This is a genomic window from Alloacidobacterium dinghuense (genome assembly GCF_014274465.1).
Taxonomy (GTDB): Bacteria; Acidobacteriota; Terriglobia; order Terriglobales; family Acidobacteriaceae; genus Alloacidobacterium; species Alloacidobacterium dinghuense.
In genome coordinates this window covers 3,989,753-4,010,329 of sequence record NZ_CP060394.1, presented here as the reverse complement: position 1 = coordinate 4,010,329, position 20,577 = coordinate 3,989,753, and the positions used below count along the sequence as shown (strand labels likewise).

The window sequence follows — 20,577 nt, the reverse complement described above, 5'->3', positions numbered from 1 at the left end:
GTAGCTGCCGAGCAAGTTCAACCTGGTCCTCGAAAACTTTCTCGAGTACGCAAAAGTGAGCAGTCTGGCTCAGCCTGGCGCCTGATTAAGGTAAGGCGTGAGTCGCCTGGGCAGGAATGCCGGGCCTGTAGCTCAGTTGGTTAGAGCGCACCCCTGATAAGGGTGAGGTCGGTAGTTCGAATCTACCCAGGCCCACCATTACTTAACGTGGGGCTGTAGCTCAGCTGGGAGAGCACCTGCTTTGCAAGCAGGGGGTCAGGAGTTCGATCCTCCTCAGCTCCACCAACCTCGTACGAGAGAATGCCCAAAGGTGAGCTTCTTGAAGAGAAGTTGATCTTTGGGCAGGCTGACGTAAGTCGTCAGCATGTTCGATTCGCCTGAGGGCGAGCGTCAGCGAAAGCTGATGTCTGGATGTTTGACAACGAAATCGATTGGGTAATTTATTACAAGGCTGAGCAAGGCTTTGTTCTGCGGATACAAGTTAGACTGCGGGGCTAAGTCATGTTCAAGTTGAGTGTCTTTAGATCAAAATTCTGTGACGTGCTTGTCTATGTAAGAAAGTAGATGAGTATGGTCACTAAGGCGGCAATATTACATAGTTTCAATTCCTGCATGGAATTAATTCTATGGTCAAGCTACTAAGGGCGCACGGTGGATGCCTTGGCAGAAACAGGCGATGAAGGACGTGGCAAGCTGCGATAAGCTTCGGGGAGCCGCACACAGGCGTTATATCCGAAGATCTCCGAATGGGGAAACCCTCCTGAGCAAACCTCAGGAACACCCTGCTGAATACATAGGCAGGAGTGAGCGAACCCGGGGAAGTGAACCATCTCAGTACCCGGAGGAAAAGAAAGAAATCTCGATTCCGAAAGTAGTGGCGAGCGAAATCGGAAGAGCCCAAACCCGTGGCATTTCGGTGTCTCGGGGGTTGTAGGACCAGCAACAGTAGAGTTACCAATCCGGTAGTTAGTCGAATCCTCTGGAAAGGGGATCCACAGAGGGTGACAGGCCCGTAGACGAAAACTATCCGGACTCGAAGCTGGCACCTGAGTAAGGCGGGGCACGTGAAACCCTGCTTGAATCCGCGGAGACCATTCCGCAAGGCTAAATACTCGTTTCTGACCGATAGTGAACCAGTACCGTGAGGGAAAGGCGAAAAGAACCCCTGTTAGGGGAGTGAAAAGTACCTGAAACCGTGTGCCTACAAGCAGTGGGAGGGCTATGCGCGCAAGCGAATGCCTGACCGCGTGCCTATTGCATAATGAGCCGGCTAGTTATTCTTGTCAGCAAGGTTAAGCGTAAGCGAGCCGAAGCGAAAGCGAGTCTTAATAGGGCGATATAGTTGGCAGGAATAGACGCGAAGCGGGATGATCTACCCTTGGCCAGGTTGAAGGTGGGGTAACACCCACTGGAGGACCGAACCGGTGTTTGTTGAAAAAAGCTCGGATGAGCTGAGGGTAGGGGTGAAAGGCTAATCAAATTCCGTGATAGCTCGTTCTCTCCGAAATAGCTTTAGGGCTAGCCTCGGATGATTTGCTGTGGTGGTAGAGACCTGGATGGACTAGGGGGCTTTCCGGCTTACTGAATCCAACCAAACTGCGAATGCCACAGACAACCAGTCCGGGAGTCAGACAGTGGGGGCTAAGCTCCATTGTCGAGAGGGAAACAGCCCAGACCGCCTGCTAAGGTCCCCAAGTTACAGTTAAGTGGGAAAGGAAGTCGGAACGCCCAGACAGCCAGGAGGTTGGCTTAGAAGCAGCCATCCTTTAAAGAAAGCGTAATAGCTCACTGGTCAAGCGGTCCGGTGCCGACAATACAACGGGGCTAAAACTGTACACCGAAGCAGCGGATGCACACCTATGGTGTGCGTGGTAGGAGAGCATTCTCAACAGCGGTGAAGCCAGACTGAGAAGACTGGTGGAGCGTTGCGAAGAGACCCTGCCGGCATAAGTAGCGATAATGAAGGTGAGAACCCTTCACGCCGAAAGTCTAAGGTTTCCTGAGGAAGGTTAATCCGCTCAGGGTTAGGCGGTCCCTAAGGCGAGGCCGAGAGGCGTAGCTGATGGACATCCGGTTAATATTCCGGACCTCCCAACTCTCGTTTGACGATGGGGAGACGCAGAAGGATAAGCAGGGCCTCCTATGGCTATGGGGCTTGATGCGTGTAAGCTGGTTCGCTTAGGCAAATCCGGGCGAACTTAACAGTGAGACGCAAAACATTAGGGCGTATGCCTGAAAGCTGCTGAGTTCACGCTGCCAAGAAAATCCTCTAAGGAGAGTAGTTGGGAACCGTACCCCAAACCGACACAGGTAGACGAGGAGAATATCCAAAGGCGCTCGAGTGAAAGCTTGTTAAGGAACTCGGCAAATTAGACCCGTAACTTCGGGAGAAGGGTCGCCCACTTCGGTGGGCCGCAGTGAAACGCATACGGCGACTGTTTAACAAAAACACAGGTCTCTGCAAAGTCTAAAACGACGTATAGGGGCTGACGCCTGCCCGGTGCCGGAAGGTTAAAAGGAGAGGTTAGCCGCAAGGCGAAGCTTTGAATTGAAGCCCCGGTGAACGGCGGCCGTAACTATAACGGTCCTAAGGTAGCGAAATTCCTTGTCGGGTAAGTTCCGACCTGCACGAATGGCGTAACGATCGTATGACTGTCTTAACGAGTTGCTCGGCGAACTTGTAGTACCGGTGAAGATGCCGGTTACCCGCAGCTAGACGGAAAGACCCCGTGCACCTTTACTACACCTTAACTATGAATTATGACTCTTACTGCGCAGGATAGGTGGGAGGCTTTGATCCCAGACTCTCGGGTTTGGAGGAGCCAACGGTGAGATACCACCCTGTGAGTGTTGTGATTCTAACCTACTCCCGTGATCCGGGAGAGGGACATAGTTAGGCGGGTAGTTTGACTGGGGCGGTCGCCTCCTAAATTGTATCGGAGGCGCGCGAAGCTACTCTCAGACTGTTTGGAAATCAGTCGTCGAGTGCAAAGGCATAAGAGTGGTTAACTGTGAGACCTACAAGTCGAGCAGATGCGAAAGCAGGCCTTAGTGATCCGGTGGTTCTGTATGGAAGGGCCATCGCTCAACGGATAAAAGGTACGCCGGGGATAACAGGCTGATCATTGCCAAGAGTTCATATCGACGCAATGGTTTGGCACCTCGATGTCGGCTCATCGCATCCTGGAGCTGTAGAAGGTTCCAAGGGTTAGGCTGTTCGCCTATTAAAGCGGTACGTGAGCTGGGTTCAGAACGTCGCGAGACAGTTCGGTCCCTATCTGCTGTGGGCGTAGGAGATTTGAAGAGGGCTGTCCTTAGTACGAGAGGACCGGGATGGACGAACCTCTTGTGTTCCAGTTGTCATGCCAATGGCACGGCTGGGTAGCGAAGTTCGGTTGTGATAACCGCTGAATGCATATAAGCGGGAAGCACGCTCTAAGATGAGATCTCCCTGAAGGGCCCAGGAAGACCACCTGGTTGATAGGCTGGATGTGGAAGCGCAGTAATGCGTGTAGCTTACCAGTACTAATCGCCCGTTCGGCTTGTCCATAGAATTAATTCTGTGCAGTATGTCGCACTGAAGATATTCAACAAGCCTTGTAAATACGCTGTTTTGAAGGGGCACGGCTTCAGCCGTGCCGTTACAGAGCTAGTACTAAAGGGGCTTTAGCCCCTGAGGTAAACCAATCGATTTCGTTGTGAAAGATCAGGTTGAGTGGCGCCAGTTGCCGTATCTCGTCCGGAGCAACAAACCGCAGACGAATCTGGCCGCGGGAGAAACAGCCCGCAAGCGCCTCCCAAGTTTGCCGGTGACCATACCGCGAGGGTCACACCCGTTCCCATCCCGAACACGGAAGTTAAGCCTCGCTGGGCCGATGGTACTGCACGAGAAATTGTGTGGGAGATTAGGTGATCGCCGGCATAATCATTAAAAAGCCCGCTCTTCGGAGCGGGCTTTTTGCATTTATGGGAAATTTCTTAGTCTCAAAGTAACCGTCCGGTCATTGCCGTGCTATGTTCTACGAAGTCTGTTCTGGCTTGATGACGAATGAGCAAACGTATAGTGGTCAGCTTAAAGGTTAAAAATCTCTGGCAGGCTGTGCGCAAGGTAGTATATGCGCGAGCGACGATCGTGTCGGTAGCATGCCTGATTGTTCTGTACGCCGATCTTGTATTAGCGTCTCCGGCATCGACAGCCCAGGAACGTTACGATCTGGGAGGCCCGTGTAAAGACCAACCAAATTTCCGTGTGTCGAAGGAGCTCCAAGACGCCGAGAGCGCCCACGAGTGGGACCGAGCTGTCGTGCTGGCAAAGGAGGACATCAGGGCCGGCGGGTGCAACATCCCATATAGATGGTACGGATTAGTCAACGTACTCCTTAGCGCTCATCGACCCGCAGAAGCATCGAGCGTTCTACAAGAGATAGACGCTCGCGGTTTCGACCTCAATCTTGCACTTTTGGCGAGGATTTCCCTGAAATAGTGAACTTCATGGAGGGCAAAGAATTTGGTGCATCCCCCCCCTGGGATTGAAATTTAAGCCCCTCGAGGACATATCGGATGAGAGGCGCATCAAGTTTCAGGAAGCCCTGAGTCGGATGCCTGCCAGTGAGAAGCCGCCGGACAATTATGTTGCCAAGGGCACTTGTCCTTTTGAGTGCTGCCGGTATGGCAACTGGACCGTGTTGGAAGACACGGATTTGGTTGCTAGTCCAGGCAGCAGCCGCGTGGTCGGCAGAGCCATGAAAGGAAGTCGTGCATTTGGTCTCACGGGCGAGGTGCATCTGAGGCCCGAGCCCGTTGTCGTGCTGACTGCACCCGAGTCCGATGGCGTGCTGACTGCAGACGAACTGCCAAAGAACAGCATCGCGTTCATCCTCGACTACGTAGGCGAGGGATACTCACACGTGTACACGCGTGGGAAGGTGGTCGAGGTCGAGACGCACTTGAGCTATGCAAAATATTGTTTCCATCCTTCGGAGTCTTGCTGGGGCGAGACGCTTTGGCCATCGAACGAAAGAAAGGAACAGATATGGTGGGTGAAGGTTCGACTTCCTAACGGAATCGTGGGATGGACTGATAAGACGAACAATTTCGGTGACAAAGACGCTTGCGCCTAATTGTTGGGATCAGGCGAGTCGAGAGGTTCCAGGGGAGAAGTTCATAAATGAGGTTGATGGGATGATCAGCGACCCACTCGAGGACGTGGCACAGATAGAGTTCCGGATCGAAACCGTTCAGCTTGGCTGTGCCCAGCAGCGTATAGATCGCGGCAGCGCGTTCTCCTCCAGGGTTGGAACCAGCGAAGAGATATTTCTTGCGGCTCAAATAGGGCTTCTCAGTTCGATTGACATCATGATGTCTATTTTGAGAGCATCATGATGTGCGAACGACTCTTTCCATCGATGATGATGTAGCCAGCCTGCTTGAGCAGGAGGTCCGACGCTCAGGGGAATCCTTCAAGTGGACGATCAACCGGCTGCTGCGGTTAGGCCTGATGGCGGCCAACCAGCCGCGAGAGCGCAAGCCATTCGTGGTTAAACCACGGAGCCTGAATCTACCGAGCTACGACTGCGTGGAAGATATACTCGAATTTCTTGAAGGACCGGAGCATCGGTGATCGTTGTCGACGCGAATCTTCTTTTGTACGCCTATGACGATCAATCGCCTTTTCATAACCGGGCGAGAATCTGGACAGAAGAGGTTTTTTCCGATGCCGCGCCAGTGGGTCTGCCATGGCAGACAATCTATGCATTTCTGCGCATCGTGACCAACCCCCGACTGCCGGGGCAGCATTTTTCGATGGCGGAAGGGATTGCTACGGTTGATCAATGGCTAACGCAGCCAAACGTTCGCCTTCTGTCTCCCAGTGAACGACATTGGTTGATCTTTCAGCAAATGCTGTTGGAAGGACAGGCCCGTGGCCCGATGACCACAGACGCGCAACTCGCAGCTCTGACCATCGAATACGGAGGAGTGCTCCACACTACGGACCGCGATTTCTCGCGCTTCCCGGGACTTCGCTGGATCAATCCGCTGATCCAATCATGACGAGTTGGCGTCTCGATTCACTTATCGCACACCCCACTCCCACATCCCAAAATCCACCTGCTTCGGCAACGGAAAGCCAGTCTGTCGCGCCAGCATGCCAATCTGTCCGCGGTGATGCGAATCATGCGCAATGATATAGCCGACAAAGGCTGCCGTATCCGGTTTGAATCCCTTGATACGCACACTCGACGCAAGCGACTCTGCGACCAACGTGTGCAAAGCCGCAGCGCTCGCGTCCAGCGCAGCAAGAGCTTCGTTAGCGGTCAGTATTCCCTTTCTCAGCTCCTCCGGAATTTCCTTGCTTCCCGCAGCCTTCAGCCACATGCGGCGCACGTTGTGAATATGCGCTACGATCGCGGCGACATTGCGGCCCTTGCCATCCGGTGTCGTCGCATGCCACGCCTTGGCGTCAAGATTCGCCACCAGATAGCGTGTGATCCGACAGTTGATATCCAAAGCCCGTATAAGGGAGTCGGTAAGCGGCAAAGCTGCATCAGCCGTTTTCGCTGGCATGATTTCCTCCTGCGCAGAGGGTCAAGAATGCGGGAGGCCAGAGTATCACGAAGATAGTTAGCGGAAGTGGAGCAGCCGGCTCCGCCTCCGATGCCGATTCGTGTTGCTAAAGCCAGTCTTCGGCAGCAAGAGCCGGCAAAAGCGCTCGGCTGCAAGTCATGATGCGGGGGGAGGGGTACGTCATGGGTTCTCCTCAGGAAACCAGCAAGGTTGCAAGATCAAGTGAGACACACGAATGAGCCGTCACCCGTCAGGATCGATTTGTGGAGATGCGCGGTCCCCAACGACGCAGAAGACTTGCAGGGGAAGTGGCAGGACAGTGCAGCAAAAGAACGGTAACTAGACGCAGATCATCGAGGAAGGGTTTTATTGTTAGCTTGGCGATTGAATCGCCCTGTTTCTACGCAGGATATGGGTCTCAAGATAGCGCTTCAGCGCGACCGCGTTGTTGTGCTCCGCATCATGAGAGCTGAAAACCAGCGTAACGCGGCCTGTCTTAAGTGCTTTCAGAATCGGCTCCAAAGCCTCGCGCCGTTGATCCAGTTCCGCAAAATATCTGCGCTGAAACTCCGTCCATTTCGCCGGATCGTGGCTAAACCATTTCCGCAACTCCGTGCTCGGCGCCGCGTCTTTCAACCAGGCAGCGATGTGCAATGCTTCTTTCTTCAGACCGCGCGGCCACAGCCGTTCCACTAGAAAGCGTGTGCCGTCATCAACGCTTGCATCATCGTAGGCACGCTTCAACTGGATCACGATGCACCACCTGTCGCTTCATCAAAAACCCGGATTCCTATGTGATTCTCATTCAGCGTTTCGCTTCAAGAAACTGAGTCCCTTCAACGCTGCCAATCACCACCCGGCTCGCCATTCCAAGAAACAGACCATGCTCCACCACTCCAACGGTCTGCTTGAAAGCGACCGCCGCCTCTTCCGCAGTAAGTCCCGACTTAGGCAGATCGCAATGCAGAATGTAGTGCTGCCCGTCCGTGATGAAGGGCTTGCCGTCATCGTTCACGCGCAACTCGGGTGCAAAGCCATGATCGCGCAGGCGTTTGGCCGTTGTCTCCCAGCCAAACGGAACCACCTCGACCGGCACCGTAAACACTGAGCCCAGCGTCTTCACCAGCTTTCTCGGATCGACCGCGATCAACAGCTTGCTGCTGGCCATGGCGACGATCTTCTCCCTCAGCAATGCGCCTCCGTGACCCTTGATCAGGTGCAGCGTGCCTTCCTGCACTTCATCCGCGCCATCGATCGTCAGGTCAAGATGCAGCTGATGCGCGAAGTCCGTCATGGAAATACCGAGGCTCACCGCTTCGCGATGCGATTGCTCTGAAGTAGCAATCGCAGTAATGCGCAGGCCCGACGCAACGCGGCGGCCCACCTCTTCGATCACCAACGCCGAAGTTGTGCCGGTACCCAGGCCAACCGCCATTCCATCTTCAACTTGCGAAGCAGCCCACTCCGCTGCCTTGCGTTTCGCTGCTTCTGCCGGATCCTGTGCCTTGATCGTAGTCATGCCAAGGTGATATCACGATGCGGCAGAAACTTCCAGCCGCGCAATTCGGCTCGAAGAATATGTCGCGCGCAAGCGGCACATCTGGCTCAGTGATGATGCCCGCCTCCACCGTGTCCACCCGAATGCCCACCCCCGCCTGAGTGTCCGCCCGGCATATGAAAACCGCCGCCGGAATGTGAACTGAATCCCTTCCCCCCGCTGAAACCCTTCGGCGCATGGCCGCCACCGAAAGAGTTCTCAGAAGAATGGCCGCCGCCGAAAAGATGGAAGCCACCTGAATGCGGCTGCTTGCCGGAATATCCGCTAAACCCATTGCCGCCAGATGCTCGGCCCGAAAACGCACTGCCGGAAAACCCGTTACCAGAAAACCCGTTACCAGAAAACCCGTTATACGATCGCTGCCCGGCATCATTGTGCGCAAAGCTCGATGCCGGGGCGCGATATGCAGGCATAGAACCGCTGAAAGTCGGGACCGATCTTCCTGAGAAATTCTCCGCAGGCCTCCCATAAAAGCCAGATCCATAGCTGGATCCGTAGCCCAACCCAGAGCCGGCCCGATAACCAGATCCATAACCAGGGCTCGAACGATAGCTTGGAAAGCTTGGACGACTATACTGCTGCGGGCTGCCCATCATCGGCGACGTTCGGTTGAAAGCCTCCTGTGTCGGCCGCGTATTCCCGAAAGCAGGGGCCTGATATCCGCGGCCATAATTCGTGGTCTGGCCGTAGCCATATCGTTGCGGCTGGCGGGCAAATCCCGATCCATATCCCCCGCCGTACCCGCCACGGTTATAGCTGGCTGTCGCAAAGCCATTGCGTTGTCCGGAAAAGGCGCGCATGTGCCCCGGCGGCAAGTGCCAGTCACGGACCGTGGCGCTGTTCGTGTAGTAATTCGACTGATGAAAGAGCACCGATTGCGTCAGCCAGTTCAATCCCCAAGTCAGCCAGCCAAACGGCGTATGGCTGAATGCCGACATCGCAATCCCCAGCCCCCACTGTATCGGCGACGAGCCAAAGAACGATCCCAGCGCCCCAAGCAGAGAAAATCCGGGATAGGGCGCGACCGGCTGCCCATAGACCGCCCACGGGTTATACGTCGGCACATACACCACCTGCGGATTCGCCGGATACAGCGCAATATTGCCCTGGTAGTAGCCCACCGTCTCCTGCGGAGTGTTCTGCAGGTTCCCCGCCGTCTGCGCGCGCTGGCGCATCTCCTGCACCGCCTCCATCACATCCTGCGGCTGGTTGAAGTACGCATTGCCCAACGCAGCAGTCCATTGCAGATTCCTATCCATCTGCGCCAGCACCTGCGGAAACGCCGTCAGTGCCTTCACACTCGGATCCCACGACGCAACATTCGCTTCAGCAGCAATCTGGTCGGCAGAAACATTGCCTTGCGCCTGCATCCAGTGATCGGCCTGCACCACCTGCATAGGATACGTCGAAGCCGCCAGCACCATCGCCACCAGGTTGTCGGGATAAAGAGCAATCGGCGCCACCAGCTGTTCCAGCTGATCCGCACCTAAAGCCTGCGTCTGACCACCGGCATACTGCTGTTGCTGGTCGCCATACTGCTGTTGCTGGTAAGGTTGCGGCTCCGCTTCCGCATCAACCGGCGGAGGCGCCCCATAATCCTGCGTCCCCCCATAGTTCTGCGCTCCATTGTTTTGCGCCGGATAGTTCTGCGCCCCATAGCTCTGCGCACTATAGCCCTGCGACTGCTGCGCATCATACGACGGCCCAATCTGCGGATACTGTTGCGCGAAAACCGTCCCCACAGGCAACAGGATCAGCGCGAAAAGCAATGCCCTGAGAAAATGGCGCTTCTTGCGGAGGACGGATTGTGCAGCAGAAGAACGATCCGTTGGGAGGTTAAAAAGCGAGGCTGGATGCAGCGCTCGCCAATGTTCGCAGGGTTCCATGTTGTTCCCCTCAGGACACGGAAACTGCCGTAGCCGCTCTTCCGCCCGCGACCGATCCCGAAACGCCGTCGCTATTCTCAGGTACTTTGTACACGTACCAGTTGGATTCGGCCAGAGAAGAACGATCAACTCAGTTCAAACCCAATCGCCCCGCAATAGTTCCGGCAACGTCTCTGACAATTCGCAGTCCAAGCCTGAAACCTGCCCTCAGGACCGTGCCCGGCGCGATAGCTTGTCCAGCCCTTGCCTTGAAAACAATGAGCTAGATACCTTTAACAAAGATCGGAATGGACTGACAGGGACCGGAATGGACCTTTTGTCCTGCGGAGCAGGACGACGGTAGAAGAGCGGGGCTTCAGCCCCGCATTAGGCCCAAACAAAGAAGGGGCTTTAGCCCCGGGGTTTCTCCACGCTCTTCCGTTGTCAAGAGGGTCCTCAGCAAAATAATAATAGTGATCCCTTTGACGGAGGATTTAGTTGGACTGATTGTCCTGCGCTAGCAGGACGGCGGTGAAAGAGCGGGGCTTCAGCCCCGCGTTAGAACCTCAACAAAGAGGGGCTTCAGCCTCGGAGCTTCCTTCCACGCTCTTCCGTTGTCAAGGGGGTCCTCAGCAAAATCATAATGGTGATCCCTTTGACGGAGGATTTAGTTGGACTGATTGTCCTGCGCTAGCAGGACGGCGGTGAAAGAGCGGGGCTTCAGCCCCGCGTTAGAACCTCAACAAAGAGGGGCTTCAGCCCCGGGCTTTCCCTGTTTCTCCTTTGTCAAGGGGGTCCTCAGCAAAATAATTTCCAAGTCGTTGAATCCAAATAGAAAATAGCCGGCCCAACTTGGCGTGGAATTATGCCCATCTGCGGTAAAATAAAAAGAGAGAAGAAAGAAAGCCTGCCGACACTCCGGCAGGCTTTTTCTTTGGGTAGTGGTGCAGCTTGTTTCCCTAATAAATGCCGATATCCTTGAGGACGCTATGGAAGCGAACTTGCAGATTTCGGCACTATCAGGAAGAATGTAGTTCCGACCTAAAGGAGTCTTTATGCCCGTCACTGCGAAAGTTAATTCAGCTTCGAATTGTCCACAACCGGTAACGGTGGCATTTGCGGGGCCTTTAACATTCCCAACGCACCCATCAGCTGAGCGGTCCTCAGGGCAGGCCCACGCCAATGCCAGCGGCAGTTCTCAGTCTTCAGATTCACAGACTCAACATCGCCACCCGAATAAAAGAGATCGCAGTCGGTCAGGACGCAATTAACAAAGAAGCAGTCTTCCATAACGAAAGCCGCCTTTGTAAATTTTTGGCCCTCGTATTTCGTCATTCTGTCGCGGCCTCCTATGCCGCTTTTCCTGTCCAAAAGTGCGACCAATTCTTCCAGCGACCGGACGTGATTGGCAATTCCTGCCTCCATCGCGGGCTAGTGATGATAGGCGGCGCAAGCGCAGCCCATGTCCTCGATGGGTTCAAGGACTGCATGCTTCGCGGTGCCCGTCATACGAACGATTGCGTTAATGCTGTTCCCCTCAACTAGAGCGGAAGTCACTTGTACGCGCTTAGCGGTGGAAAGGCGATTCATGACAATATAATTGTGGTTTATTGTCATATTTTTGTCAATATAATGCCACCATTTACCGTATTTGTTCGTCCAATAATTAACTATTGACAGTCAAGAAGATGTCGATATAATGCTCTAAGAACGTCTAAAAGTAGAGTGAACACTGTTCACTCTACTTTGATACGAGACTTGGGAAAGAGAGGATATAAATGGCAGCAAGCGCACTTCCCGTTATTGACCCTGACGTCAAGTTTGTTGGTGTCAGTAAGTTGCGCGATCTGAACGCCACCAAACTCAAGGAGCAAAGAGACGAAACGTTCGTTATTCAGGAGAACGATACCCCCCTTTCGGTGCTTCTCTCTTATAAGAAATTTCAGGAGATGAGAGAGGAATTTAACGCTATGTTGAGCATGATTGAAATGCTTTCAAACGAGGCTGAGCGTGCAAGTCTATTGGCAGCCTTCGAAGACATCCGTTCTGGTCGCATTCGCTCCCTAGCTGAAATCGAAGCAGATTTGGAGAGGGAGTAAACAATGGCAGGGAAGAATCGGAAGAACACTGGACAAGCAGGCCGGACTTCCGGTTTACCCTATGATGTCGATATGACAGCCTCAGCCGAGGCTGTCTATGTCAAATTAGCACGCGCCGCAAAGGCGGCTGAGGCAGCTGGGAACTATGTAAGCGCCAACTGCACAACCTTCAACATGGTCAAAGACGCCGTTAAGCGCATAATCCCGAACGATCCGCTCAACAAAAAGTACGCCCTTAGAGGCGATCTATCAAACATCTTCAGATTGCGGAAGGGCAGGCTGAGAGTTTGCTGGATCGCCTCATCGAAGTTGCGCCGCGTTTGTATACTTTTCATCGCGGAGACCCTGCGTAAAGAAGGCGACGCTAACGATCCATATGCAATCTTCCAGAGCCTTTTACAGTCGGGACTATTCGACAAAGCTATAAGCGAGTATGGTGTCCGCATTTCGCGAACATTTCCCCAGTCGCCAAACAAGCCAAACTAGCTAGCTCTTCTCCGTCGCTTCTTTAACGATACGCGCAGCAGTTTGGTTAATGTCTTCGCGAGACTTCTTCTTTGCAGTTTTTTTCTTCGGTTTTGGAGCGGCCTTTTCCTTCACTGGCTGTCCACAGTCCACCGCCGCTTCCGAATCAATTTTCAAACTGCACGACTATCTTGTTTTGCGGTAAATTTGCGATCTTTAGAGCCAATAGAATCAAATAGATAGAAATAAGCCCTGTAATTACAAATAGATAGCGCCATCTTTACCAAAGATCCCTGTTTCCAGGAATATCCGGGCTACCCCATCGCCCATGAGGACCAACCATGATCCCCGAATGCCAGCACGTCCTGCCCGGCGGAAAGAAGTGCCGCGCCATCGCCCTTCGCGGCAAGACCCACTGTCACCATCACTCGCCCACGCGTAAGCGGCACGCTCCTCGCCCCTACCGACTACGGCAGACCGCCCTGCTTGGGCCTCTTCCGGAACTCAGCAGCCATGATGCCGTGCAACAGGTTATCTCGCAGACCGTTCACGCCCTCGCGAACGGCGACATCAGCGTCTGCCGCGCACAGGTTCTCATCACCTCGCTCCAGTTAGCCGCCAAAACCTTGTGAGCACGATAGTCTAACGTTGATGAGTACCTCCAAAGCGATCTTCACGGCACTGATAGCCATAACCGTCTCCACCGGTCGAGCTGTCACCCACCACCCCGGCCCCTACGTCCCGCTATGCTCCCACATCACACTCACGGCGAACTACCTCGCCGAAGCCGAACCAGGTAAAGGACCGGGATTTGTATTTGTAATCAAGAACGATACAAATAAAGAGATCCGCCTCGCGGAGCCCGTTCCATCCAGCGCCCACTGGTACGCGCACGTTGGAACGAAATGGTTGTGGCGCGCATCGAGCGGCTCTGGTGGCAGCTTCGTCGATGCCGATAACGAGAAGGGCGAGGTCTTCGCCTACCAGCCGAAAGATCCGCCGCAGCATCCGCAATACATCGCGATTGCCCCACACGCCTCGCATGAATGGACCGAGACCGTGCACGATCATCCCGCAATCGCGTATCGTCCGAGCTGTGCCATCTGCAATAATCCGGGCGAGCACGAATACCGCGCGGTCTTCGCCTACGCCTATGTCCCGCACCCTCAGGAACATGCCGAAGGTCTGCTCGCCTGCGGCCTGCGCTCGGAACCGGCCGTGATGCCGCCACTTTCGACATCCCATCTCGCGCCGAAGTGATGCAATGAAACCCGCGCACAGATAAAAGTTGTGCGACAGGTCGCCTTTCATCCAACATTCTGCGTCTATCTGCATTGGAAGCGCCCATCCACCGGGGTGAGCGCAACCCAGCGCGCCAGACGGTGTTCTGAATCAGTGTTGGAGGAATCACACACTATGCGAAAAACACTCTGTACGATAGCACTCACTGGCCTGCTCGGGCTTGGAATGACGGCATTCGCGCAGGATCAATCCACTGCTACAACCACCGCGCCCCCGATGCATGAACCACACGGGCGTATGGACGCGAATAGTCAGCTGGAACATCTGACGAAAGCCTTGAACCTGACCTCGGATCAGCAGACGCAGATCAAGCCGATTCTCGATAGTCAGCAACAGCAGATGATGCAGCTTCACCAGGACTCATCGCTCTCGCGCGACGACAAGATGGCGAAGGCCAAGAGCCTGCACGCCGATACGACCAGTAAGATTGAAGCCGTGCTGAACGATCAGCAGAAGCAGAAGTACGAAGCCATGCAGCAAAGGATGCAGGAACGGATGCAGGAAAGATCAGGCGGTGGAGCAGGAACGCCCCCATCCCAGCCGCAGCAGTAATCTGTATCTGATTCAGTTACAAAAAGACCGCCGTCGAACCGGCGGTCTTTTTGTTAGTGTGTTGGAGGATTGACGACCGTCGCGCCCGCCTGTTGCACCGCATCGGCGTGAAACTTCTCGTAGTCGTTATCGGTAACGGCAATGTCGCCGCGCCAGCCAAGGATGCCGACCGCGTGAGCCACGACATGAGCCTGCGCGCCCGTCGGCAGCCAAAGCTCATTGTTAACAAGCTTCTGATCGAAGGCGAAGGTGCTTCCTTTGCCGACGCTGAACAGTCCAAAGCCGAGATGGAAGTTGTCATCGAAGCGCGCAATCATGCGCCGAACCTGGCGATCGTTTTCGTCAATCCAGATTGTGCCGGAGAGCTTCTTCGAAGCATTCTCCGCGATGCCATGCGTCTTCGCATGCGGATCGCCGGTAAAGTCGAACGCAATCACGCTGCGGCCATCCATCTGCTCGCGTCGCGCGTTCGAAACCTTCATGATCTGGAGCAGACGGCTCACGCTCACTTCGTTCTTGTCCAGCGATTGCCCGGGAGGCGTCTTCGAAGCCTTCTCTACTTCTTTCTCAACGCGCTCCTGTTCTTTCTTCTGCTGGTCTTCGTTCAGTTCCTTGCCGTCTTTCTTGAACTTGCGGTCGATTTCGTGGCCGTTTACAAAGAAGACGTTGTTCTCTTCGCTCTCGTTCTTCTTGATGTTGCCATTCTTGTCCAGCTCGTGGGTGATCACCACTTCGTGGTAGGTGTAGTTCTCGCGCACCTGGTCAAGCTTGCGCTGGTGATCCTCCACCTGCTTCATGAGCGTTGGAACGTCAGGCAAAGGTTGCAGCGTCGCCTGCGCGTAGCCACTTGCAGCCATCAGAACGGGAGCGGTCAGCAGAAGCCGGAGATGCATAAACTTCCCTGTCTTTACCTCTGGTCTTTCTTCCTGGATTATCTCAAGGTACGCTGGTACGGTTCGAGAGGTTCCCCTTAGAAGACGTTCAAACACTCCAAAAAGCGAGGTCAGAACAAAAATATGCTGCGGTTGCTGGTGAGATGGATTCTTGACGCGGTTGCCCTGCTGATTGTTGCGGAATTAGTGCCAGGCTTTAAAGTAGCTAACCTTCCGGCAGCGTTGATCGCCGTCATCGTGATCGGCCTGCTCAACGTGACGCTGGGATTACTACTGAAGTTGATCACCCTGCCCCTCGGAATCCTGACTCTGGGGCTGTTCTTTCTGGTCATTAACGCCTTCATTCTGAAGCTCGCCAGCGGAGTCGTTCCTGGATTCTACGTTATGACTTTCGGTGCCGCCTTTATCGGCGCAGCTGTGCTGGCCCTGTTGCACATGCTCTTTGAAGCCCTATCGAACTAAGGCTTCTCGGGTTCGGTGGATTGAGGTACGGCAACGCCTTTGGGTTTGTGCGCGTCGCGGGAAACCGTGGCGCGACCCGTAGCCTTTCGCTCCGAGCGGGAATGCGCGCCGCGTTCCGGAACCGCGACTGGCTGAGGCGCAATGCGCGCACCAGATGCCGCGCCGAGTCCGTTGCCAGGAACAGGCAGATGAACTCCGGTAGCGGGTATCACGCGCTGGTGCGAATGCTGCACGCTCCCAATCACGATGGCGATGCAGGCCAGAGCAGCAGCGACGGATGCGAAGACAATCCGTTGCGAGACAAAGGCGCCGAATCTGACGGCGAAGCCCCGGTGCTGCTCCGCTTCGCGGAGCAAACGGGCATGGATGCGGTGTTCGAGATTCGCAGGAGCTTGAGCCTGCGCCAAGAGATGATGCAATGCGGCATCGATCTGACGCTCAACGTCGTTTGCCGGATTCGGATGAGGGTTCATCAACTACTCCTCTCCTTTGTGAGCAACTCGGCAAGTTCGCGGCGCGCGCGGAAGATGCGGGAGCGGATGGATGACTCCGTCGTGGAACAGATGCTCGCGATTTCGGTTGTAGATAGCTCTTCGAGGGCGGAGAGCAGAAGCGCCTGCCGTTCTTTCGCCGGCAACTGATCGATAAGCGCCAGCACGCGCGCATGTTCCTGTGTGGAGATGACTGCGTCATCGGCGCGGCGTTCGGCGGAGGGCAGCGTTCGCACAAGATCTGCGATATCTTCGGTTTCCGGGCGCGATTTGCTGCGTCGCTTGCGGTCGAGCGCCAGGTTCCACGCGATGCGGACAAGCCAGACGCGCGCGTCGCGGATCTCACCGAGTTTGTTCTGGTGCCTGAGCACACGGAGGAATGTCTCCTGCACAATATCTTCTGCTTCTGCCGCATTGCGCGTGACCGAATAGGCAACGCGATAAAGCGTCGTCGAGTATTCGGCGACGAGCGCGGTGATGATTTCGCTCACGTCTTCCCGGGTCTTCAATACAGGTTGAGTGTAAAACCAGCCAGCGGCTTGTGCTTCGCAAGAACTCATCTTTCTACTGTGACTGACGGCTCACAAGCCTTTTGCGCTCATGAAAAAAGGGGCTACGCCACTAGGGAAACCCATTGGTTTATCCTGCTATGCTGTCTGCGATTGCGATGCGACGCCAGAAATGGTTTGAGTTCCACGATCACCGCCTGTATCCCGGCTTTCTGCGCGACCTGGTGACAGATGCGCTGGAGGCGATCTGGAACTACACGAACAGCTATCGCGTGATCGTTCCGCGTCTTCGAGCGGCAATGGAAGATGCCGGGACGCATCAAATTGTCGATCTGTGTTCAGGCGGCGGCGGACCATGGATCCACCTTCAGGAGCAGTTCGAAAGTGCCGAAAATTATCCGATTAACGTCGCACTCACCGACAAGTACCCGAATGAAAAGGCGTTAGCGCAGTCAGGGCTCTCGCTGGGATTGGAATTCTATTCCGCGCCCGTCGACGCCCGCGAGATTCCAGTTGGCCTCAATGGTTTCCGAACGATCTTCTCGACGTTCCACCATTTCAATCCGGTTGCAGCGCGGGCGATTCTGGCCGACGCGGTCGAGCGAAGGCAAGGGATTGCAATCTTTGAGGCTGCGAAGCGCAGCTTCCGCACAATGCTCGCAACCTCTATGGTGCCATTGCTCTCCTGGCGTGTAACGCCAGGGATTCGACCTTTCCGCTGGTCTCGCATTTTATGGACTTATCTGTTGCCGGTGGTGCCCTTTACATTGTTCGTTGATGGAGTGTTGTCATCTCTGAGAGCGTATTCGCTGGAGGATTTGCGCGAATTGACAGAGGGCTTGGGAGGTGGCGAATATCAGTGGGAGATCGGTGAGCAGGGCGGCGGAAGGATTGGAATCACTTACCTGATCGGCAAACCGCTCCGTTCGATTGCTCCTGACGAGCACCTCGTATCCGCTGCATTGGCGGACAGATGACAAAGGCCCGCTTGTGGCGGGCCTATTGTTTATGGGGTAGGGCAACTTTATGGATGTGCCGGCGCCGGCTGAGCGGTTGCGCCTTGCAGCTTTTGTGTGGCGATTTGCCCGGCTGCCGTGGTCTTATCCTGATCCTTGATCTCAGCGTAGAGGCGCTTGGCTTCGGCCGGTTTGGTCGTCTCATACAGACCGGCAAGCTGCAGCTTGGCCATGCTCGCCGGAACAGTGAGCGTAGGCTTGGCAATGAGCTGCTGATAAAGCTCGATGGCCTGAGGGTCACGTCCAGTCTGATGGTAGAGTCCGGCAAGGGCAAGCTTCGCCAGCGCGGCGACTCCGCGATCGTGCGAATCAGCTGCTTGCTTCAGCTCATTTTCGCCGGCTGCCGTCTGACCCATGTCGATGGCGGTCATGCCGGCAAGATAGCGTGAGTTTGCGCCTGCTTTGAACCAGCCGTAGCTATTCGCCACTTCTTCGAAGAGCGGATGTGCGTCCTTGGCGCGGGCGGCGGCGCTCGCGTATGTCTTAAGTCCCGGCTCTGTCGGCTGTCCTGGTTGGGTCACAGGAGTGTTGTAGATATCCATGGCCTGGCCGAAGAGGTTTTCAGCACGCGTGGAACGGTTGTTGTACGCAATGGCGCCAGCAAGAACAACGGCTATGACGACGACGACGACGATCGATGTCTTGATGATGATGGAACGATGGGCATCCATCCAGTTGATGCTGGAAGCGGTCGCCTGAACGAAGCTGTCCTGCTTAAGCGCGTGACGTGTTTGTGTATCCACGAGTTTCCTTCGAGATCCTTTAGGGAAGGGGAACTGGCAGGCAGGAAAATAGTGCTGTCTGCTTAGGTACTTAAAGTCTAGCAGCGTGGTTTAAGCGGGTCAAACCGATGACGGGTAGGGATTGCAGCCGCCAAGAAGGAACAAGGCTCCCCGAGGTGGGGAGCCTTGGTTGGCTGCTAACTCTGTTGCCGATTTTATCTATCGTGGTCGTCGTCGCTGGGGGCCAGGGCGACGCCGCGGAACGCTTCGCCAGCGCGCGCTGAGCGAATTGTGACGAACCTGTCGAGGTGACCGTTCGTTGCCGGCTGGGTGTCGCTGATTCGATCAGCGACTTTCACCAGCTTGTTGGGATCAGCGCCATTGTCTCCGTTCTGGCTGATCGTGGACGTGATCGCGTAAATCGTGGCGGTGCCGTCGTGGTTGACAACGCCGATTATGTTCCGGCATCCGCCAGCCGCGGGCTCGATCGACGCGGGATAGTTCCGGACGCTATAGGGCGCCCCAAGGTCGAGTCCATTCTGGATGACGTACTCGCGCACCCAGGTTTGGCTGCCACTCGCCGTCGTGGTGAGGACCCACTTTTGAAGACCGGCCGTCGCCAGCGTACCAGCATCTGCAACGTTCACCTGTCCATTGATTACCTGATTCGGGGTATAAATCAGGTCGCCCTCGTCACAAACGTACAACGTAGTAGCATTCGCAAACCAAATCCCAAAAGGATAGTCGCCGCCCGGGCTATTTGTGCTGGCACTGGTATCGGGGAATCCAGGAAGGATCGTAAAAGGTTCGTTGACAAGGCCGCCCGAGGGCGCATTTCCCGTGGTAGGCAGAACGCCCGGAGTACCTAGCTGATAGACGGTATTGATGCCGTTACCGCCGCTGCCCTTTGCGACATATAACGTATCGTTGAAGATTGTCATGCCGCGGAAGTTCGTATCCTTACCGGGCTTGTCTCCCGGGAACACGAAAAACGAGATCATGTTGTTGTCCGGCGGGACGAGCGGTGCCGCGCCAGGCGTGAAGAGTTCAGCACCGGTCGAGTGGGAGAGATTGAAGCCGAGTTGCGTCTCCGGCACCTGCTTCTTCGAGAGGCCACCGTTGTTGTCGTTTCCGACCGAGTAATACAGCCAATTGTCCGCCTTCATCACAGCGCGGGAGTTGTCGCCGCTGTAGGCGTCGCCATCGGTGTAGGAAATGTGGCCCCAGGCGTCCACCTCCGCGATGGAGCGGTAGTAAGCAGTCGGATTGGATGCGCCGGCATAGCTCGCGACCGAGGGATTGGTCGGGTCGCAGAGGCCTGGCGTACTCGAAGCGGAAACATCGATCAGGTTCGGCGCAGTGGGCGAGATCGGACCCACGTTCGTGCCTTGCGTCAGAGTGTTGGTCGCCGGATCCAGTGTCAGCGTCGGACAGCCAGGGCCGCCGCGGTAGCCCATGAAGGTTAGGCTCTTGCCGTCCGCCGAGCGATTCAAGGCAAGCTCGGATTTGGAGCTGAAACTGGTCACGATCTCATTACCGGGAACGTGTAGCGCACCGAGCAACGCGCCATCGGTGCTCAGGTCCCAGAGAACGATTGGCGAGGAGACGCCAAAGTTGGGATCCGTGCTCGCGTTATTCCAAACGTTGTGATTGTCATGGAGATTAGGGGCTTCGCCGTTATCGCTCGCAAAGCCGCAGGTAACCGTCACGGCTGTGGTGGTCGTAGAGGGCGTTTGGTCAGCGGGGAGGAGCGGGACATTCACTGTGGCAGGGTTAGGGTTTGTGACCGCGCCGGTGTTCAGACAGCCATGCGGTAATATTTCCCCCGGGGTAACGGTGTCGGCATTCCCAGCGTAGACTGTGCCGCTCAAAACGATGCTGCCATGTGCAAAACCATGGAAATCGTGATCGTGATCGCGATCGAAATCCTGCGCCTGAGATGCCAGGCCACCGGCAAGATAACCCAGGGAAAGGATGGCCGTTGCTGCAGCAAGCATGCTGCGATTGCTCACTTTTAGGGATTTTGTTGTCATGAGGTTGTTCTCCTGAAATGAGCGACACGATTGCAACCGCCATGCC

Annotated in this window: 20 protein-coding genes, 2 tRNA genes, 2 rRNA genes and 1 pseudogene; 14 read left to right on the top strand and 11 right to left on the bottom strand. The window is 55.4% G+C overall.

Going from position 1 to position 20,577, the window contains the following annotated elements; translation table 11 throughout:
• The first annotated feature begins 121 nt into the window (after window positions 1-121).
• From H7849_RS16545 to H7849_RS16525, 5 genes are all read left to right on the top strand, one after another.
• Window positions 122-198: transfer RNA gene (locus tag H7849_RS16545), tRNA-Ile, on the top strand.
• Between the two features lie 11 nt (window positions 199-209).
• Window positions 210-285, top strand: a tRNA-Ala gene (locus H7849_RS16540).
• Window positions 286-628: 343 nt separating this feature from the next.
• A 23S ribosomal RNA gene (locus H7849_RS16535) occupies window positions 629-3,550 on the top strand.
• A 255-nt stretch (window positions 3,551-3,805) separates the two neighbouring features.
• Window positions 3,806-3,922, top strand: a 5S ribosomal RNA gene (gene rrf / locus H7849_RS16530).
• Between the two features lie 676 nt (window positions 3,923-4,598).
• Window positions 4,599-5,120 (top strand): hypothetical protein, encoded by a 522-nt coding sequence (locus tag H7849_RS16525; protein WP_186740792.1) that lies wholly within the window; start codon window positions 4,599-4,601, stop codon window positions 5,118-5,120.
• Here H7849_RS16525 and H7849_RS16520 read toward each other — a convergent pair.
• A pseudogene (locus H7849_RS16520) lies at window positions 5,056-5,313 on the bottom strand (transposase domain-containing protein); the annotation flags it as partial. The gene H7849_RS16525 and the pseudogene H7849_RS16520 sit on opposite strands and share 65 nt — an antisense overlap.
• A 70-nt stretch (window positions 5,314-5,383) precedes the next feature.
• Between H7849_RS16520 and H7849_RS16515 the strand changes: the two are divergent.
• Window positions 5,384-5,620, top strand: coding sequence for a hypothetical protein (locus tag H7849_RS16515; protein ID WP_186740788.1), 237 nt, complete (start codon window positions 5,384-5,386; stop codon window positions 5,618-5,620).
• Window positions 5,617-6,051: a type II toxin-antitoxin system VapC family toxin gene (locus tag H7849_RS16510; protein ID WP_186740786.1), complete on the top strand. Its 435-nt coding sequence runs from the start codon at window positions 5,617-5,619 to the stop codon at window positions 6,049-6,051. The genes H7849_RS16515 and H7849_RS16510 overlap by 4 nt, the downstream gene beginning before the upstream one ends.
• Before the next feature lie 21 nt (window positions 6,052-6,072).
• On the opposite strand, the gene H7849_RS16505 is transcribed toward H7849_RS16510, so the two are convergent.
• The 4 genes from H7849_RS16505 to H7849_RS16490 form a co-directional block, all read right to left on the bottom strand.
• Entirely contained in the window at window positions 6,073-6,564 is a 492-nt protein-coding gene (locus tag H7849_RS16505; RefSeq protein WP_186740785.1) for a DinB family protein, read from the bottom strand.
• A 372-nt stretch (window positions 6,565-6,936) separates the two neighbouring features.
• Entirely contained in the window at window positions 6,937-7,317 is a 381-nt protein-coding gene (locus H7849_RS16500) for a DUF488 domain-containing protein (protein WP_186740784.1), read from the bottom strand.
• A gap of 52 nt (window positions 7,318-7,369) precedes the next feature.
• A complete protein-coding gene (gene rpiA, locus H7849_RS16495; protein ID WP_186740783.1) occupies window positions 7,370-8,083 on the bottom strand; it encodes a ribose 5-phosphate isomerase A in 714 nt (237 codons plus the stop codon).
• Window positions 8,084-8,169: 86 nt separating this feature from the next.
• A complete protein-coding gene (locus tag H7849_RS16490) occupies window positions 8,170-10,008 on the bottom strand; it encodes a DUF3300 domain-containing protein (protein ID WP_186740782.1) in 1,839 nt (612 codons plus the stop codon).
• A gap of 1,757 nt (window positions 10,009-11,765) precedes the next feature.
• Between H7849_RS16490 and H7849_RS16485 the strand changes: the two genes are divergently transcribed.
• On the top strand, window positions 11,766-12,086 hold the full coding sequence (locus H7849_RS16485; RefSeq protein WP_186740781.1) for a hypothetical protein: 321 nt from the start codon (window positions 11,766-11,768) through the stop codon (window positions 12,084-12,086).
• 3 nt (window positions 12,087-12,089) lie between these two features.
• A complete protein-coding gene (locus tag H7849_RS16480) occupies window positions 12,090-12,572 on the top strand; it encodes a type II toxin-antitoxin system YhaV family toxin (protein WP_186740780.1) in 483 nt (160 codons plus the stop codon).
• Here the strand turns inward: H7849_RS16480 and H7849_RS16475 are convergent, their stop codons facing one another.
• Complete coding sequence (locus H7849_RS16475) at window positions 12,573-12,728, bottom strand: hypothetical protein (protein WP_186740779.1); 156 nt, start codon at window positions 12,726-12,728, stop codon at window positions 12,573-12,575. It abuts the gene before it with no gap.
• Window positions 12,729-12,892: 164 nt separating this feature from the next.
• Here H7849_RS16475 and H7849_RS16470 point away from each other — a divergent pair, with 164 nt between their 5' ends.
• From H7849_RS16470 to H7849_RS16460, 3 genes are all read left to right on the top strand, one after another.
• Window positions 12,893-13,183: a hypothetical protein gene (locus H7849_RS16470; RefSeq protein WP_186740778.1), complete on the top strand. Its 291-nt coding sequence runs from the start codon at window positions 12,893-12,895 to the stop codon at window positions 13,181-13,183.
• A gap of 19 nt (window positions 13,184-13,202) precedes the next feature.
• On the top strand, window positions 13,203-13,811 hold the full coding sequence (locus H7849_RS16465; RefSeq protein ID WP_186740776.1) for a hypothetical protein: 609 nt from the start codon (window positions 13,203-13,205) through the stop codon (window positions 13,809-13,811).
• 156 nt (window positions 13,812-13,967) lie between these two features.
• Window positions 13,968-14,405: a Spy/CpxP family protein refolding chaperone gene (locus tag H7849_RS16460; RefSeq protein ID WP_186740774.1), complete on the top strand. Its 438-nt coding sequence runs from the start codon at window positions 13,968-13,970 to the stop codon at window positions 14,403-14,405.
• Window positions 14,406-14,458: 53 nt separating this feature from the next.
• Here H7849_RS16460 and H7849_RS16455 read toward each other — a convergent pair whose 3' ends face one another.
• Window positions 14,459-15,298, bottom strand: a complete 840-nt coding sequence (locus H7849_RS16455; protein ID WP_186740772.1) for a hypothetical protein — start codon at window positions 15,296-15,298, stop codon at window positions 14,459-14,461.
• A 123-nt stretch (window positions 15,299-15,421) separates the two neighbouring features.
• On the opposite strand from H7849_RS16455, the gene H7849_RS16450 reads away from it, so the two are divergent.
• Complete coding sequence (locus H7849_RS16450) at window positions 15,422-15,760, top strand: phage holin family protein (protein WP_186740770.1); 339 nt, start codon at window positions 15,422-15,424, stop codon at window positions 15,758-15,760.
• On the opposite strand, the gene H7849_RS16445 is transcribed toward H7849_RS16450, so the two are convergent.
• Complete coding sequence (locus tag H7849_RS16445) at window positions 15,757-16,233, bottom strand: hypothetical protein (protein WP_186740768.1); 477 nt, start codon at window positions 16,231-16,233, stop codon at window positions 15,757-15,759. The genes H7849_RS16450 and H7849_RS16445 overlap by 4 nt on opposite strands.
• The gene (locus H7849_RS16440; RefSeq protein ID WP_186740766.1) at window positions 16,233-16,811 is read right to left on the bottom strand and encodes an RNA polymerase sigma factor; all 579 of its coding nucleotides are present in this window, start codon (window positions 16,809-16,811) and stop codon (window positions 16,233-16,235) included. Before H7849_RS16440 ends, H7849_RS16445 begins: the two co-directional genes overlap by 1 nt.
• Window positions 16,812-16,885: 74 nt before the next feature.
• Here H7849_RS16440 and H7849_RS16435 point away from each other — a divergent pair, with 74 nt between their 5' ends.
• Window positions 16,886-17,737, top strand: a complete 852-nt coding sequence (locus H7849_RS16435) for a class I SAM-dependent methyltransferase (protein WP_186740764.1) — start codon at window positions 16,886-16,888, stop codon at window positions 17,735-17,737.
• A gap of 47 nt (window positions 17,738-17,784) precedes the next feature.
• On the opposite strand, the gene H7849_RS16430 is transcribed toward H7849_RS16435, so the two are convergent.
• Window positions 17,785-18,519 (bottom strand): tetratricopeptide repeat protein, encoded by a 735-nt coding sequence (locus tag H7849_RS16430; RefSeq protein WP_186740762.1) that lies wholly within the window; start codon window positions 18,517-18,519, stop codon window positions 17,785-17,787.
• Between the two features lie 194 nt (window positions 18,520-18,713).
• Window positions 18,714-20,531 carry a hypothetical protein gene (locus H7849_RS16425; RefSeq protein ID WP_186740761.1) on the bottom strand — a complete coding sequence of 606 codons (1,818 nt, stop codon included), beginning with the start codon at window positions 20,529-20,531 and terminating at the stop codon, window positions 18,714-18,716.
• Between the last annotated feature and the right edge of the window lie 46 nt (window positions 20,532-20,577).

Bases quoted from the DNA above. Each gene is read 5' to 3' on its own strand.
- H7849_RS16525 (WP_186740792.1), top strand. From the start codon at position 4,599: ATGCCTGCCAGTGAGAAGCCGCCGGACAATTATGTTGCCAAGGGCACT.
- H7849_RS16505 (WP_186740785.1), bottom strand. From the start codon at position 6,564: ATGCCAGCGAAAACGGCTGATGCAGCTTTGCCGCTTACCGACTCCCTT.
- rpiA (WP_186740783.1), bottom strand. From the start codon at position 8,083: ATGACTACGATCAAGGCACAGGATCCGGCAGAAGCAGCGAAACGCAAG.
- H7849_RS16490 (WP_186740782.1), bottom strand. From the start codon at position 10,008: ATGGAACCCTGCGAACATTGGCGAGCGCTGCATCCAGCCTCGCTTTTT.
- H7849_RS16485 (WP_186740781.1), top strand. From the start codon at position 11,766: ATGGCAGCAAGCGCACTTCCCGTTATTGACCCTGACGTCAAGTTTGTT.
- H7849_RS16480 (WP_186740780.1), top strand. From the start codon at position 12,090: ATGGCAGGGAAGAATCGGAAGAACACTGGACAAGCAGGCCGGACTTCC.
- H7849_RS16470 (WP_186740778.1), top strand. From the start codon at position 12,893: ATGATCCCCGAATGCCAGCACGTCCTGCCCGGCGGAAAGAAGTGCCGC.
- H7849_RS16465 (WP_186740776.1), top strand. From the start codon at position 13,203: ATGAGTACCTCCAAAGCGATCTTCACGGCACTGATAGCCATAACCGTC.
- H7849_RS16460 (WP_186740774.1), top strand. From the start codon at position 13,968: ATGCGAAAAACACTCTGTACGATAGCACTCACTGGCCTGCTCGGGCTT.
- H7849_RS16455 (WP_186740772.1), bottom strand. From the start codon at position 15,298: ATGCATCTCCGGCTTCTGCTGACCGCTCCCGTTCTGATGGCTGCAAGT.
- H7849_RS16450 (WP_186740770.1), top strand. From the start codon at position 15,422: ATGCTGCGGTTGCTGGTGAGATGGATTCTTGACGCGGTTGCCCTGCTG.
- H7849_RS16445 (WP_186740768.1), bottom strand. From the start codon at position 16,233: ATGAACCCTCATCCGAATCCGGCAAACGACGTTGAGCGTCAGATCGAT.
- H7849_RS16440 (WP_186740766.1), bottom strand. From the start codon at position 16,811: ATGAGTTCTTGCGAAGCACAAGCCGCTGGCTGGTTTTACACTCAACCT.
- H7849_RS16425 (WP_186740761.1), bottom strand. From the start codon at position 20,531: ATGACAACAAAATCCCTAAAAGTGAGCAATCGCAGCATGCTTGCTGCA.